The sequence below is a fragment of the Streptomyces sp. NPDC097595 genome, assembly GCF_044761525.1.
GTDB lineage: Bacteria > Actinomycetota > Actinomycetes > Streptomycetales > Streptomycetaceae > Streptomyces > Streptomyces drozdowiczii_A.
The window spans coordinates 124,616-138,580 of the sequence record NZ_JBIWCN010000023.1 but is presented as its reverse complement, the minus strand read 5'-3'; the positions used below and the strand labels follow the sequence as shown (position 1 = coordinate 138,580).

11 protein-coding genes, 1 tRNA gene and 2 pseudogenes are annotated in these 13,965 nt (G+C 68.1%); 7 read left to right on the top strand and 7 right to left on the bottom strand.

The genetic code is table 11. From position 1 onward, the window contains the following. Positions 1-453 precede the first annotated feature (453 nt). A complete protein-coding gene (locus ACIQZN_RS29925; RefSeq protein WP_404000366.1) occupies positions 454-1,113 on the top strand; it encodes a hypothetical protein in 660 nt (219 codons plus the stop codon). Positions 1,114-1,635: 522 nt separating this feature from the next. Here ACIQZN_RS29925 and ACIQZN_RS29920 read toward each other — a convergent pair. The 4 genes and pseudogenes from ACIQZN_RS29920 to ACIQZN_RS29905 form a co-directional block, all read right to left on the bottom strand. Then, positions 1,636-2,030, bottom strand: a pseudogene (locus tag ACIQZN_RS29920) (DNA-binding protein); the annotation flags it as partial. Positions 2,031-2,071: 41 nt separating this feature from the next. Then, a pseudogene (locus ACIQZN_RS29915) lies at positions 2,072-2,274 on the bottom strand (hypothetical protein). Positions 2,275-2,405: 131 nt separating this feature from the next. Continuing rightward, positions 2,406-2,957, bottom strand: coding sequence for a hypothetical protein (locus ACIQZN_RS29910; RefSeq protein ID WP_404000363.1), 552 nt, complete (start codon positions 2,955-2,957; stop codon positions 2,406-2,408). A 578-nt stretch (positions 2,958-3,535) separates the two neighbouring features. Further along, positions 3,536-3,609, bottom strand: a tRNA-Gly gene (locus ACIQZN_RS29905). A gap of 454 nt (positions 3,610-4,063) precedes the next feature. Here ACIQZN_RS29905 and dcd point away from each other — a divergent pair. Both dcd and ACIQZN_RS29895 read left to right on the top strand, forming a co-directional pair. After that, positions 4,064-4,639, top strand: coding sequence for a dCTP deaminase (gene dcd / locus ACIQZN_RS29900; protein ID WP_018102070.1), 576 nt, complete (start codon positions 4,064-4,066; stop codon positions 4,637-4,639). Positions 4,640-4,646: 7 nt separating this feature from the next. Beyond that, on the top strand, positions 4,647-5,147 hold the full coding sequence (locus ACIQZN_RS29895; RefSeq protein ID WP_404000360.1) for a phosphoribosyltransferase: 501 nt from the start codon (positions 4,647-4,649) through the stop codon (positions 5,145-5,147). Between the two features lie 66 nt (positions 5,148-5,213). Here ACIQZN_RS29895 and ACIQZN_RS29890 read toward each other — a convergent pair whose 3' ends face one another. The 3 genes from ACIQZN_RS29890 to ACIQZN_RS29880 all read right to left on the bottom strand — a co-directional run bounded on the left by ACIQZN_RS29890 (position 5,214) and on the right by ACIQZN_RS29880 (position 9,377). Further along, positions 5,214-6,158, bottom strand: coding sequence for a Yip1 family protein (locus ACIQZN_RS29890; RefSeq protein ID WP_404000357.1), 945 nt, complete (start codon positions 6,156-6,158; stop codon positions 5,214-5,216). 195 nt (positions 6,159-6,353) lie between these two features. Further along, positions 6,354-8,621 carry a (Fe-S)-binding protein gene (locus ACIQZN_RS29885; RefSeq protein ID WP_404000354.1) on the bottom strand — a complete coding sequence of 756 codons (2,268 nt, stop codon included), beginning with the start codon at positions 8,619-8,621 and terminating at the stop codon, positions 6,354-6,356. 114 nt (positions 8,622-8,735) lie between these two features. Next, positions 8,736-9,377, bottom strand: coding sequence for a sugar transferase (locus ACIQZN_RS29880; RefSeq protein WP_404000351.1), 642 nt, complete (start codon positions 9,375-9,377; stop codon positions 8,736-8,738). Positions 9,378-9,626: 249 nt separating this feature from the next. Between ACIQZN_RS29880 and dnaK the strand changes: the two genes are divergently transcribed. From dnaK to ACIQZN_RS29860, 4 genes are all read left to right on the top strand, one after another. Next, entirely contained in the window at positions 9,627-11,486 is a 1,860-nt protein-coding gene (dnaK, locus tag ACIQZN_RS29875) for a molecular chaperone DnaK (protein ID WP_391264775.1), read from the top strand. Further along, positions 11,483-12,133: a nucleotide exchange factor GrpE gene (gene grpE, locus ACIQZN_RS29870; RefSeq protein ID WP_404000348.1), complete on the top strand. Its 651-nt coding sequence runs from the start codon at positions 11,483-11,485 to the stop codon at positions 12,131-12,133. Before dnaK ends, grpE begins: the two co-directional genes overlap by 4 nt. A gap of 132 nt (positions 12,134-12,265) precedes the next feature. Then, on the top strand, positions 12,266-13,456 hold the full coding sequence (gene dnaJ, locus ACIQZN_RS29865; RefSeq protein ID WP_404000345.1) for a molecular chaperone DnaJ: 1,191 nt from the start codon (positions 12,266-12,268) through the stop codon (positions 13,454-13,456). Position 13,457: 1 nt separating this feature from the next. Next, positions 13,458-13,904 carry a heat shock protein transcriptional repressor HspR gene (locus ACIQZN_RS29860; RefSeq protein ID WP_018522258.1) on the top strand — a complete coding sequence of 149 codons (447 nt, stop codon included), beginning with the start codon at positions 13,458-13,460 and terminating at the stop codon, positions 13,902-13,904. Positions 13,905-13,965: the final 61 nt, after the last annotated feature.

Sequence of the window (13,965 nt, the reverse complement as noted above, 5' to 3'; positions counted from 1 at the left end):
CGACAGCCGGGCCGTCAGCCTGCCCGCACCCGTCACAACAAAGCGAAACAGCCCACCAGTTGACCTGATGAGCCGTCACGAAACTTCGAGGTTAACGCCGACCTGACCGATCTCGTGGGGGCCCGCCGATGCCAGGCGACGCCGGTGGAGGGACTGACCCGCGCCGCTGCCCGCACACCAAACGAGGGGTTTACGGCGACTTACCGTAAGGAATGCCCGCTTGCTCTTACGTAGCAGCGCCAGGCCCAAGGTCACGGAGAAGCGAAGGGGCGCACCGCCAATGAGGGGGGCGTACCGGAGCGCGTACCGGCGCGTCCACTGCCATCAGTGATCGCAGAGGACTCAGCCGCTTTTCGCAGGTGAGCGGCACCGCCGCTGATGTTGGGCTGATCGGATGGAAGTCTTGTCGGTCTCGGTAAGTGTCCGGTGGCGTGTTGGCTGCGTTGTCCAGGTATGAACAAGCAAGCGCGCTCCGGCGCAGCAGTCTCCGCTCAGCAGATCGCTACTGAGGCACGGACCGCACTGCTCCGCGGTGATTTCGTCGGAGCGTCAGCACTCGTCGACGTCGCCCACGTCTACGCCCTCATCGCCTCCGGACAGCCGGTCGGTGCCGAGCGCGCGAACCCGGCACCTGTCGGGGCCCGCGTTCCCGCCCCGCCCGTTCCTGTGAACTTTCCGGCGCCTCAGCTCGCCCTGCACATGGACACGGGCGCGGCGAGTGACGAGGGGTTCGACGGATCGACGTCGGAGGCCCTGGTCGATGAGTCCGGAGAGGTCTCTGTACTGAGAGACCCGAACACAGGAGTCCCCGCGCTTCTGGTCCGCGCCCATGAGGCCATCGTCCGTGCTGGCGGCAAGATGTACAGCGCCGACCTGGCGGCTCACCTGGGCATGGACACGCAGAAGCTCGGGACTGTGCTCACCAAACTCCTTCGCGAAGTGGGGATCTCCCGTCCTGCGAACGGCATGATTAGCATCGCCCGTGGCAAGCCATTTCGTACGGGCTTTATTGCTGACACACTTGCTACGGGGATCGCGGCGTACCGGGTCCGAGCCCCTTCGGCTGCCGCAGGAGGCGAGGGGTCTCACCAAAGCGTTCAAGAATATCGATGATGTGACGGTCGTGAGCCGACAGGGCAAGCGGAGCAGGCCATCCGAATGTACGGACGCGATCGCGCCGGTGGTCGACGCCCTCAGCCCCACCCCTCGCCGTGACGCGGCGACTCCCAAGGGGATCTTTAACGACGTGATACTCACCCACCCGACGCCCTCAGCGAAGCCCTGAGGCAGCTTTCGGCGGACGGCTCACGCCCACCGGGCGTGAGCCGTCCTTCTCTCAATACGCGGCGGGCATGCCACCCGGAAAAGGTCTAGACAACAAGAAAGGCCCCGGTCATTGACCTGGGCCTTCTTCGTGGAGCGGGTGACGAGAATCGAACTCGCGCTCTGAGCTTGGGAATCAGCGGTGCTTGGGCTGCTGAACGGGCTCTGACATGGGGTTTCGGGGCGGGCAGGTGGACGGATCCCGGTCTCTGTGAGCCGTGTCTGACCGCCGTTGTCCGCTCTGCTGGGCACGGATGGGGCACGAGAGCTGGCAGTGCGACGCGTGCTCTGGGCGGGCCGACTGGTCAGAGGGGGGATGATGCGGACTTGGTTGCCGCAGAGTTTGGTCATGTCGTCGCCGTCGGACGTCAACAGGCGACAGGTTTCGTCTGGCGGAGTGCGACCTCGGCGACCGTGGCGTCAATGGCGTACTGGTGCCCGTGCAGCCCGGCGCCTTTGAGCAGCGCGGCTGCTGCTTTCGCCGCCTGTTCGGTGACCGGCTCCACCTTGACGCGGGACAGGGCCCAGTTCAGGCGGGGCATGTTGGTGCGGGAGTGGGTGACTTCCACGATGGTGTTGGCCCCGATCACCAGATCGGCGCCCATGCCGCGGAAGACCTGAAGCATCGCAAGGAGCTTGCGGTCCTGCGCGATCCAGGCTGAGAGCCCTTCGGAATCCAGGACGACGGTTTCGACGCGCTCGCTCACGCGGCGTCTGGGCTCCTGGAGGAGTCGGCCGAGCCGAAAATCTATGCGCGGGCCTCGACGAGCTCCTCATCGCTGAAGGGGCCGTGCTCCTCCTCGTGGCGGCGGAGATCGTCCCCAAGAGCTGGTGCCGGATCTGGCGGGCCACCGCCTCCGCCACGTAGCCGGAGACGTTGTCCGTGAGCTTGCGGAGCTCCGCCACCTGGTCGCTGGGGAGCGTGACGGTGATGCGAGTCGTTGAGGACATACGTCAAGCATGCTGGAGTATGCGCGACAGGGGCTGGGTTTGCGGCACCGATTCTTCCGGTCAAGGTGCGCGACCGGAGGGCGAGGTTTCCAGCGCGGGGAGTACGAGCCCGCCGACCATGCGCGCATCGGTCAGAAGGGCGGTTCGAGATAGCTGCGGCCATCACTGTGTGGCTCCCAGTCCCAGGGCCCCTCCAGGAAAGGCTCGGAGCCGGGGGTGTCGTGGCCCCACGCTTCGAGTGCCTTCTGGGCAACACGCTGGTTGTGGCCGTTGCTGCTGGTGTCCAGGATGGAGCGCGCGTGCACGGCGAGGTGATCGCGGTGTTCGGCGAGCGCGGGGTGCTCGGCGAGGATGAGCGCGGCGATAACGGCGGCTTCGCGCACGTCCTCGTGGCTGTCTCGGAGGAAGGGCGAGACGGCCCGATAAAGCATCGGGCGCAGGTCTCGGAAGGACGCCACGATGGTGCCGGGGGCGAGGAAGTCAGGGAAGTGCTGCTCCGCGCGGCCCACAATCTCGTCGGAGGCGTCGTAGGCCGTGGACGCCAACCAGTTCAACAGCGCTGCGCGGATGGGGACGTTGCGATAGGGCCGGGGGGTCGTAGCCGCCGGGTGGGTGAGGATGCCGGCGACATACATGGCGGCGGGGGCAGTGGCTTCGTAGATCGTGTTCTGGTGGCCGACCATCTCACCTAGCTCTGACAGGGCGTTGACCTGGACCCTGGGGTCGGGCGTCAGTAGTCGTGAGAGGACCTCGGGGAGGTCCTCACCGTTCCCGAAAGGCGTCTCGAGCGAACCCCAATCAGTCTCCGACAGGACTACCCGGTACGGGGGCAAGTCTGGCTCGCGGGGTGCGCCAGCGTTGGAACGGCTGTGGTTCACAGGCAAAACCTAGACCAGAAGGCGGATGCACTTCTCATGGTTCACGGCGGTGCGGACGGATCTCTCGGACCCCAGGAAGAGGCTTAACTGTGAGAAAGGGCATCGACCTGAACAATCTCACCGTCTGTGTCAGGCGGGCCGCGGAGCTGGCCACGGGCAGGCGTGCTGAAGGGGCCACCACGCCGGAAGCGGGCATGCGGGTCGTCGTTCAGTCGGCCTTTCTCACTGGAGCGGCAGCGCGAGGTTGCGGCCGACCTCGACCTGCTCGTGCGGGGGCGGCGTGAAGCCGTGGATGACCAGGCATCTGGCACGGACATGGCACGAGATACCTGAACCGGTCCAGACAACAAAGAAGCCCCGGCCGCTGGCCTGGGGCTCTTTCGTGGAGCGGGTGACGAGAATCGAACTCGCGCTCTGAGCTTGGGAAGCTCATGTTCTACCATTAAACTACACCCGCGAAAATGGCGGACGCTGTATCCAGCGGCGCATCCTCGCACACTGTACCCCATAGCGGTCCGCCTGCGGAGACGTCCCGGATCGCGCGTGCGTGGGGCGGGAGTTGGGGGGCGTAGCGTGGGTGTCGGAGTGCCGCGTGGAGGGGGGTCCTCTTCATCCCCTAATGTGGCGGTCTCGTCCACGGCTTGATGGGGAAGGGACTTGATGGACTCCATGGAGCGCACCGTCGTCCGCTGTGCCGAAGGGCACGTTTTCGCAACCAGCTCGTTTCCGATGCAGCAGCTCGGGGCAGGGCGGATCGGGCCCGGGCGGCTCATCCGGTGTCCCCGGTGCGCTCGGTTGCGGCATGCCGTGCCCGTGGTGTTCGAGCGGCGGTAGCGGCAGCGGGTGACGGAGGACAGGCGCGCGGGCGGCCCGATGAGGGCGGGCCCGCGCGTTCTGCGTATCCTCGGTGGGTGCTTCTCTCAGACAAGGACATCCGCGCCGAGATCGACGCCGGACGCGTACGCATTGATCCATTCGACGCGTCGATGGTGCAGCCGTCGAGTATCGACGTGCGGCTCGACCGCTATTTCCGGGTGTTCGAGAACCACCGCTACCCGCACATCGACCCCGCCGTCGAGCAGGTCGACCTGACCCGCACCGTCGAACCGGAGGGGGACGACGCGTTCATCCTGCACCCCGGGGAGTTCGTGCTGGCGTCGACGTACGAGGTCATCTCGCTGCCCGACGATCTCGCCTCGCGGCTGGAGGGCAAGAGCTCGCTCGGCCGGCTCGGGCTGGTCACGCATTCCACGGCCGGCTTCATCGACCCGGGCTTCTCCGGTCACGTGACCCTGGAGCTGTCGAATCTCGCGACGCTGCCGATAAAGCTCTGGCCCGGTATGAAGATCGGCCAGCTGTGCATGTTCCGGCTGAGTTCTCCGTCCGAGTTCCCTTACGGCTCCGAGCGGTACGGGTCGCGCTATCAGGGGCAGCGCGGTCCCACCGCGTCGCGCTCCTTCATGAATTTCCACCGGACGCAGGTGTGAGGACCCGATGACCGACGATGTACGCGAGAACCTGACGTACGACGGCTTCGGGCACGCCGTACGGGAGCTGGCGCAGGCCGTGGCCGACGACGGGTACGAGCCGGACGTGGTGCTGAGCATCGCGCGCGGCGGGGTGTTCGTCGCGGGCGGTCTGGCGTACGCGCTGGACTGCAAGAACATCCACCTGGTGAACGTGGAGTTCTACACGGGCGTGGGCACCACCCTGGAGATGCCGGTCATGCTCGCACCCGTGCCCAACGCGATCGACTTCTCGGACAAGAAGGTCCTCATCGCCGACGACGTCGCCGACACCGGCAAGACGCTGAAGCTGGTGCGCGACTTCTGCATCGACCACGTCGCCGAGGTGCGGTCCGCGGTCATCTACGAGAAGTCCCACTCGCTCGTGAAGTGCGAGTACGTGTGGAAGAAGACCGACCGCTGGATCAACTTCCCGTGGAGTGTCGAGAAGCCCGTCGTGCGGCGCGGTGGTCAGGTTCTCGACGCGTAGTAACAGCCTTCTGGCGCAAAAGGGCCCCGGTCACCCCGGGGCCCTTTTCCGTACGCGGCGCAGCCGTCAGATCGTGCCCAGCTTCAGGATCGACACCAGCGCCAGCAGCTGGATCGCCGACGCGCCCAGCGCCTTCGGCCACGGAAGGTCGTGCGACTTGCTCACCATCGAGGTGAGCAGCGCCGCCGCGGCCAGCCAGGTGACCCAGCCGAGGATGACGACCAGCGCGTTCTCGCCGCCCAGGAACATCGCGAAGACGAGGCGCGGGACGTCCGTGATCGACATGATCAGCATGGACAGGCCCACCGTCGGCTGCCACGCCCCGTCGCCGCCGAGCTGGCGGGCCAGTGTGTGGGTGACCGCGCCGAGCACCAGGCCGCCGAGGACGAAGCAGACGCCCGTGAGGATCACGTAGGGCACGGCGCTGGAGACCGGGGCGTGGATCGCGTCGTCGCGCGCCTGGTCGAAGCCGAAGAGCGCCAGCAGGCCGTAGAGGAACGTCACGATCAGGGCGGGGCCCCAGACCGCGTAGTCGCGCATCTGCCAGAACGTCGGGCCGGGGCGCGTCACGATGCCGCTCAGCAGCTGCTTCCAGTGCAGGCGCGGGCCCATGGGGGCCGCGGGCGCGTGTCCGGCGCGGTACGCGTTGCCGTCGCTGTACGGCTCCTCGTCCACGCGGAACGCCTGCGTGTGGCCCGGATTGTTCGCGTACGGATCGCCATGGTCGGGGCCCTGGGGATACGGGTACGGCGTCGGGTCGGTGAAGTACTCCGGCTCGTCCGGGCCGGCGCCGGTGTAGCCGCCGCCCGGGTGGCCGCCGCCCCCTTGGCGGCCACCGTGGTAGCCCGGGGCGGCGTGGTGCGGGGCGCCCTGTCCGCCCGACGGCGGCCATTGCTGCTGCCCGTACGGCGGCGGCGATGCCTGATTGCCGTACGGCTGCTGCCGCGGTTGCTGTTGCCCTTGCTGCGGGGTGCGGTTGTCCCGGCCGCGTCCGATCCTGAATCCAGCCACGTCATCGAACGTACCTGCTCCGCCGGTTACGGGGGCCCGGGGCCGGGGAAGTACCGGCCTTTGACGCGTAGATGTGACATCCCCTAAGGGGGACCCCCGGGGGTTATCCCCAGCATCCGTCGGGGAACGCGGAAGCGGCCGGTCCTGCCCCCGAGGCAGGTCCGACCGCTTCACCGCGCCGTGACGCGGGCCCGGCTACTTCGCCGGTTCCGGCTCCGGTTCGTCCGCCGACTCCTGGTCGCCCGCCGGGTCGGCCGGGGTCTTCACGGAGTCGAGCAGCAGCTGCGACACGTCCACCACCTGGATGGACTCCTTCGCCTTGCCGTCGTTCTTCTTGCCGTTGACCGAGTCGGTCAGCATGACCAGGCAGAACGGGCAGGCCGTCGAGACGATGTCCGGGTTGAGGGAGAGGGCCTCGTCCACGCGCTCGTTGTTGATGCGCTTGCCGATCCGCTCCTCCATCCACATCCGGGCACCACCGGCGCCGCAGCAGAAGCCGCGCTCCTTGTGGCGGTGCATCTCCTCGTTCCGGAGGCCCGGCACCTTCGCGATGATCTCGCGCGGGGGCGTGTAGATCTTGTTGTGACGGCCCAGGTAGCAGGGGTCGTGGTACGTGATCAGGCCCTCGACCGGGGTCACCGGGATCAGCTTGCCCTCGTCGATGAGGTGTTGGAGCAGCTGCGTGTGGTGGATGACCTCGTACTCGCCGCCGAGCTGCGGGTACTCGTTCGCGATCGTGTTGAAGCAGTGCGGGCAGGTCGCGACGATCTTCTTCGTCGCCTTGGCCTTCTTGGTCGAGTCGTCCTCATCGTCCTCGCCGAAGGCCATGTTCAGCATCGCCACGTTCTCCGCGCCGAGCTGCTGGAACAGCGGCTCGTTGCCGAGACGGCGGGCCGAGTCACCGGTGCACTTCTCGTCGCCGCCCATGATCGCGAACTTGACGCCCGCGATGTGCAACAGCTCCGCGAAGGCCTTGGTGGTCTTCTTGGCGCGGTCCTCCAGGGCGCCGGCGCAGCCGACCCAGTAGAGGTAGTCGACCTCGGTGAGGTCCTCGACGTCCTTGCCGACGATCGGGACCTCGAAGTCGACCTCCTTGGTCCACTCGACGCGCTGCTTCTTGGCGAGCCCCCAGGGGTTGCCCTTCTTCTCCAGGTTCTTGAGCATGGTCCCCGCCTCGGACGGGAACGCCGACTCGATCATCACCTGGTAGCGGCGCATGTCGACGATGTGGTCGATGTGCTCGATGTCGACCGGGCACTGCTCCACGCACGCACCGCAGGTGGTGCAGGACCAGAGGACGTCCGGGTCGATGACGCCGTTCTCCTCGACCGTGCCGATCAGCGGGCGCTCGGCCTCCGCGAGGGCGGCCGCGGGGACGTCCTTCAGCTGCTCCTCGGTCGCCTTCTCCTCGCCCTCCATGTCCTTGCCGCCGCCGGCCAGCAGATACGGGGCCTTGGCGTGCGCGTGGTCGCGCAGGGACATGATCAGGAGCTTCGGCGAGAGCGGCTTGCCGGTGTTCCAGGCGGGGCACTGCGACTGGCAGCGGCCGCACTCGGTGCAGGTGGAGAAGTCGAGGATGCCCTTCCAGGAGAACTGCTCGACCTGGGAGACACCGAAGACGGCGTCCCCGGCCGGGTCCTCCCAGTCGATCTCCTTGCCGCCGGTCGTCATCGGCTGGAGGGCGCCCAGCGCCACCGCGCCGTCGGCGTTCCGCTTGAACCAGATGTTCGGGAAACCGAGGAAGCGGTGCCAGGCGACACCCATGTTGGTGTTGAGCGACACCGTGATCATCCAGATCAGCGAGGTGCCGATCTTGATCATCGCGACGAAGTAGATGAGGTTCTGGAGGGTGCCGAGTGCCAGTCCCTTGAAGGCGAGGACCAGCGGGTACGAGACGAAGTACGCGGCCTCGTAGCCGTCGACGTGGTGGATCGCGCCCTCGAGACCGCGCAGGGAGAGGATCGCCAGGCCGATGATGAGGATGACGTACTCGACGAAGTACGCCTGCCACGCCTTGGAGCCCGCGAAGCGGGACTTGCGGCCCGCCCGGGACGGGAGGTTCAGCAGCCGGATGGCGATGAGCACGAGGATGCCGACCGTCGTCATCAGGCCGATGAACTCGATGTACAGCTCGAACGGGAGCCATTCGCCGATGATCGGCAGCACCCAGTCGGCCTTGAACAGCTGCCCGTACGCCTGGAGCAGCGTCGGCGGCAGGGTCAGGAAGCCGATCGCGACGAACCAGTGGGCGAAGCCGACGATTCCCCACCGGTTCATCCGGGTGTGGCCGAGGAATTCCCTGACCAGGGTGATCGTGCGCTGCTTCGGGTTGTCGGTGCGGCTGCCGGCGGGGACCGGCTGTCCGAGCGTGACGAACCGGTAGATCTGCGCGACGGCTCGGGCGATGAGCGCAACGCCGACCACGGTCAGCACCAGCGACACGATGATCGCGGCGAGTTGCATTGGGGGCTCCTCGGGCCTGCGAGGTGGGATCGATCCAGCGTCTGGCTAGCGAGTACTGCGTCTTCCAGTGACCACCGGGACTACGAGTATCGCTACTACTAAGCAGTAACTTAATCAGTCTGTGCCGACACTACCCACTTCTTCGGCTGTCCTGTAGCCGGGCAGGCGGTGATCTGTGTCGCTCAGGTGTGCCTTGCCCGGCCACGGCAGGGTGTGGACCGCCTCCCGCAGGGGTACGCGTACGGCCTCGGCGAGGACCGCGAGGTCCAGCCGCAGGCTCCGGTGCTCGGCGTAGTGCTGGTCCAGGAGGTCCGCCTCGTCCCACGGCATCGCCGACCGGTGCCGCACCTGGGCCAGACCGGTCAGCCCGGGCTTCAGCTCCTGGCGCCAGCGCCGGGCGCCCTCGGTGCCGTGCCTCACGTCGTCCGGGGCGAGCGGCGCGGGTCCGACGAGGGAGAGCTCGCCGCCTACCACGTGGTGCAGGCGCGAAACCACGTCCAGCTTCAGCCACCGGGTGTCCAGGTAGTACAGGACGAAGGGGCTGCCGTGCAGTCCGGTGCGCGGGGAGCGGCGCGTCACGCGGCGGCCCCGTACGGCCAGCGCCAGGGCGGCGGCGGCCAGTAAGGGGGAGGCGAGGAGCAGGAGGGCCGAACCGAGGACCAGATCGAGGGTGCGTTCGGCGGTCGGGCGGGGGAGCCGGGGCGGGCGCCAGAGGCGCGGCCGGGGCCCGCTTCCCCACTGTTTCTGCGTACGCATCGCTCGCACCTGCCTGCACTCGGCGGATCGAATGCCGCTTTTGTGCTTCTCACGGCATTTTGTGACAGAACGATCCCATGTGGCCATCATGGGGGAGGGCTGTGCGGCGCATGAGGCGCCAGGTGTCGCCGATGGCGCGCATTGGGAGCACGTAAGTTGAGTCGGCTCGACTCAGGTCTGTTGACTCCGGGAAGCCAGTCATGCATCCTTGAGTCAGATCCACTCAAGTAGTCAGTTGGAGGAATTGAAATGGCACGTGCGGTCGGCATCGACCTGGGCACGACTAACTCCGTCGTCAGCGTTCTCGAAGGCGGCGAGCCCACCGTCATCACCAACGCAGAGGGCGCCAGGACCACGCCGTCCGTCGTCGCCTTCGCGAAGAACGGCGAGGTGCTGGTCGGCGAGGTCGCCAAGCGCCAGGCTGTGACCAACGTCGACAGGACCATCCGCTCCGTCAAGCGCCACATGGGCACTGACTGGAAGATCGACCTGGACGGCAAGAGCTTCAACCCGCAGCAGATGAGCGCCTTCATCCTGCAGAAGCTGAAGCGTGACGCGGAGTCCTACCTGGGCGAGAAGGTCACCGACGCGGTGATCACCGTCCCGGCGTACTTCAACGACTCCGAGCGTCAGGCGACCAAGGAGGCCGGCGAGATCGCGGGCCTGAACGTCCTGCGCATCGTCAACGAGCCGACCGCCGCCGCGCTGGCGTACGGGCTCGACAAGGACGACCAGACGATCCTCGTCTTCGACCTCGGTGGCGGCACCTTCGACGTGTCGCTCCTGGAGATCGGCGACGGCGTGGTCGAGGTGAAGGCCACCAACGGTGACAACCACCTCGGTGGTGACGACTGGGACCAGCGCGTCGTCGACTACCTGGTGAAGCAGTTCGCCAACGGGCACGGCGTGGACCTGTCCAAGGACAAGATGGCTCTCCAGCGTCTCCGCGAGGCCGCGGAGAAGGCGAAGATCGAGCTGTCCTCCTCGACGGAGACCACGATCAACCTGCCGTACATCACGGCGTCGGCCGAGGGCCCGCTGCACCTGGACGAGAAGCTCACACGCTCGCAGTTCCAGCAGCTCACCGCGGACCTCCTGGACCGCTGCAAGACCCCGTTCCACAACGTCATCAAGGACGCGGGCATCCAGCTCTCCGAGATCGACCACGTCGTTCTCGTCGGTGGCTCCACCCGCATGCCGGCCGTCGCCGAGCTCGTCAAGGAGCTGACCGGCGGCCAGGAGGCCAACAAGGGTGTGAACCCGGACGAGGTCGTCGCCATCGGCGCCTCGCTCCAGGCCGGTGTCCTCAAGGGCGAGGTCAAGGACGTCCTGCTCCTCGACGTCACCCCGCTGTCCCTCGGTATCGAGACCAAGGGCGGCATCATGACCAAGCTCATCGAGCGCAACACCACGATCCCGACCAAGCGGTCCGAGATCTTCACGACGGCCGAGGACAACCAGCCGTCCGTGCAGATCCAGGTCTACCAGGGCGAGCGCGAGATCGCGGCGTACAACAAGAAGCTCGGGATGTTCGAGCTGACCGGTCTGCCGCCGGCCCCGCGCGGTGTCCCGCAGATCGAGGTCTCCTTCGACATCGACGCCAACGGCATCATGCACGTGACGGCCAAGGACCTCGGCACCGGCAAGGAGCAGAAGATGACCGTCACCGGCGGCTCCTCGCTGCCGAAGGACGAGGTCAACCGGATGCGTGAGGAGGCCGAGAAGTACGCGGAGGAGGACCACGCCCGCCGCGAGGCCGCCGAGTCGCGGAACCAGGGCGAGCAGCTCGTCTACCAGACCGAGAAGTTCCTCAAGGACAACGAGGACAAGGTCCCGGCCGACGTGAAGACGGAGGTGGAGACCGCGGTCGCCGAGCTGAAGGAGAAGCTCAAGGGCGAGGACTCCGCCGAGATCCGCACGGCCACCGAGAAGGTCGCGGCGGTCTCCCAGAAGCTGGGCCAGGCGATGTACGCCAACGCCCAGGCCGAGGGCGGCCCGCAGGGTGACGCGCAGCCGGGTGCCGAGCAGGCCCAGGGCGACGCCCAGGACGATGTCGTCGACGCCGAGATCGTGGACGACGAGAAGGACTCCAAGGGCGGTGCGGCGTGACCGAGGAGACTCCGGGCTTCGAGGAGAAGCCCGACGTCCCCTCCGGCGCCACCTCTGACGACGCCGAGCCGAAGGCCGCCACCCCCTCCGAGGAGGAGGCGGCGGCCCCGGCCGGGGACGCGAACGAGAACACGGCCCTGACCGCGCAGCTGGACCAGGTCCGCACGGCGCTCGGCGAGCGCACCGGCGACCTCCAGCGGCTTCAGGCCGAGTACCAGAACTACCGCCGCCGTGTGGAGCGGGACCGGGTCACGGTCAAGGAGATCGCCGTCGCGAACCTCCTGTCCGAGCTGCTGCCCGTCCTGGACGACGTCGGCCGGGCCCGGGAGCACGGCGAGCTCGTGGGCGGGTTCAAGTCGGTGGCCGAATCGCTGGAGACGGTCGTCGCGAAGCTGGGCCTCCAGCAGTTCGGCAAGGAGGGCGAGCCCTTCGACCCGACGGTCCACGAGGCCCTGATGCACAGCTACGCGCCGGACGTCACGGAGACGACCTGCGTGGCGATCCTGCAGCCCGGTTACCGGATCGGCGAGCGCACCATCCGCCCCGCGCGGGTCGCGGTCGCCGAACCCCAGCCGGGGGCGGCCCCCGCGGCCGCGAAGGAAGAGAAGGCAGACGACGAGGAGAGCGGTGGCGGCGAGGAGGTCTGACATTCCGTCCGATCACCTGGCAGCACACCGCCTGGCCACCAGGGCCTCCCGTCCGGTCGGTGCCAGGGCCTGCGGGCCCGGCGCCGCCCGGACGGGGGGCTCCCGGCCGGTCGTCCGAAAGGAGGGACGTCGATGAGTACGAAGGACTTCGTCGAGAAGGACTACTACAAGGTTCTCGGCGTCCCCAAGGACGCCACCGACGCCGAGATCAAGAAGGCGTACCGGAAGCTCGCCCGCGAGTTCCACCCGGACGCCAACAAGGGCGACGACAAGGCGGAGGAGCGTTTCAAGGAGATCTCCGAGGCGAATGACGTCCTCGGTGACACCAAGAGGCGCAAGGAGTACGACGAGGCGCGCGCCCTCTTCGGCAACGGCGGCTTCCGCGCCGGGCCCGGCGGCGCCCAGGGCAACTTCAACTTCGACCTGGGGGACCTCTTCGGAGGCGCCCCGGGCGGGGGCCAGGGTGGCGGCGCCGGCGGTTTCGGCGGCGGCGGCGGCCTCGGCGACGTGTTCGGCGGCCTCTTCAACCGCGGCGGCGGCACCGGTACGAGGGTGCAGCCGCGGCGCGGCCAGGACATCGAGTCCGAGGTGACGCTCAGCTTCACCGAGGCGGTCGACGGGGCCACGGTCCCGCTCCGGATGTCCAGCCAGGCCCCCTGCAAGGCGTGTTCCGGCACCGGCGACAAGAACGGCACCCCCAGGGTCTGCCCGACCTGTGTCGGCACCGGTCAGGTCTCGCGCGGCAGCGGCGGCGGTTTCTCGCTGACCGACCCGTGCGTGGACTGCAAGGGCCGCGGCCTCATCGCCCAGGACCCCTGCGACGTCTGCAAGGGCAGCGGCAGGGCCCGCTCCTCGAAGACCATGCAGGTGCGCATCCCGGCCGGCGTCTCGGACGGGCAGCGCATCCGGCTGCGCGGCAAGGGCGCCCCGGGCGAGCGCGGCGGACCCGCCGGCGATCTGTACGTCGTGGTCCACGTCGACGCCCACCCGGTCTTCGGCCGCAAGGGCGACAACCTCACCGTCACGGTGCCCGTCACCTTCACGGAGGCGGCGCTCGGCGGCGAGGTGAAGGTGCCGACGCTCGGCGGACCCTCCGTGACCCTCAAGCTACCGGCCGGTACGCCGAATGGGCGTACGATGCGGGCCCGCGGCAAGGGCGCGGTCCGCAAGGACGGCACCCGGGGCGACCTCCTCGTCACCGTCGAGGTGACCGTGCCCACCGACCTCGGTACCGAGGCCAGGGACGCGCTGGAGGCATACCGCAAGGCGACCGCGGGGCATGACCCGAGGGCGGAGCTGTTCCAGGCGGCGAAGGGAGCTTGAGGTGGACGGCCGACGGCGTAATCCTTATGAACTGACCGACGAGTCCCCGGTGTACGTGATCTCGATCGCGGCCCAGCTTTCGGGCCTGCATCCGCAGACACTGCGCCAGTACGACCGCCTCGGCCTGGTCTCGCCCGACCGTACGGCCGGACGCGGCCGGCGCTACTCGGCCCGCGACATCGAGCTGCTGCGCACGGTGCAGCAGCTGTCGCAGGACGAGGGCATCAACCTCGCCGGCATCAAGCGCATCATCGAGCTGGAGAACCAGGTCGCGGCGCTCCAGCAGCGCGTCGCCGAACTCTCGGCGGCCGTGGACGGAGCCGCGGCGGCCATGCAGCAGCGCGAGGCCCAGGTCCACGCGTCCTACCGGCGTGACCTGGTCCCGTACCAGGACGTGCAGCAGACCAGCGCCCTGGTGGTCTGGCGCCCCAAGCGCCCCAAGGACTGACCCCGCGCTCAGAGGCGGCCCGTCACCCCGGTTTCCCCGGAGTGGCGGGCCGCTTCGCGTT

What these genes read in the sequence shown, in the direction of transcription:
- ACIQZN_RS29885 (WP_404000354.1), bottom strand. Translation starts at nt 8,621, where the DNA reads ATGCAACTCGCCGCGATCATCGTGTCGCTGGTGCTGACCGTGGTCGGC.
- dnaK (WP_391264775.1), top strand. Translation starts at nt 9,627, where the DNA reads ATGGCACGTGCGGTCGGCATCGACCTGGGCACGACTAACTCCGTCGTC.
- ACIQZN_RS29925 (WP_404000366.1), top strand. Translation starts at nt 454, where the DNA reads ATGAACAAGCAAGCGCGCTCCGGCGCAGCAGTCTCCGCTCAGCAGATC.
- ACIQZN_RS29910 (WP_404000363.1), bottom strand. Translation starts at nt 2,957, where the DNA reads ATGGTCGGCCACCAGAACACGATCTACGAAGCCACTGCCCCCGCCGCC.
- ACIQZN_RS29895 (WP_404000360.1), top strand. Translation starts at nt 4,647, where the DNA reads ATGACCGACGATGTACGCGAGAACCTGACGTACGACGGCTTCGGGCAC.
- ACIQZN_RS29880 (WP_404000351.1), bottom strand. Translation starts at nt 9,377, where the DNA reads ATGCGTACGCAGAAACAGTGGGGAAGCGGGCCCCGGCCGCGCCTCTGG.
- dnaJ (WP_404000345.1), top strand. Translation starts at nt 12,266, where the DNA reads ATGAGTACGAAGGACTTCGTCGAGAAGGACTACTACAAGGTTCTCGGC.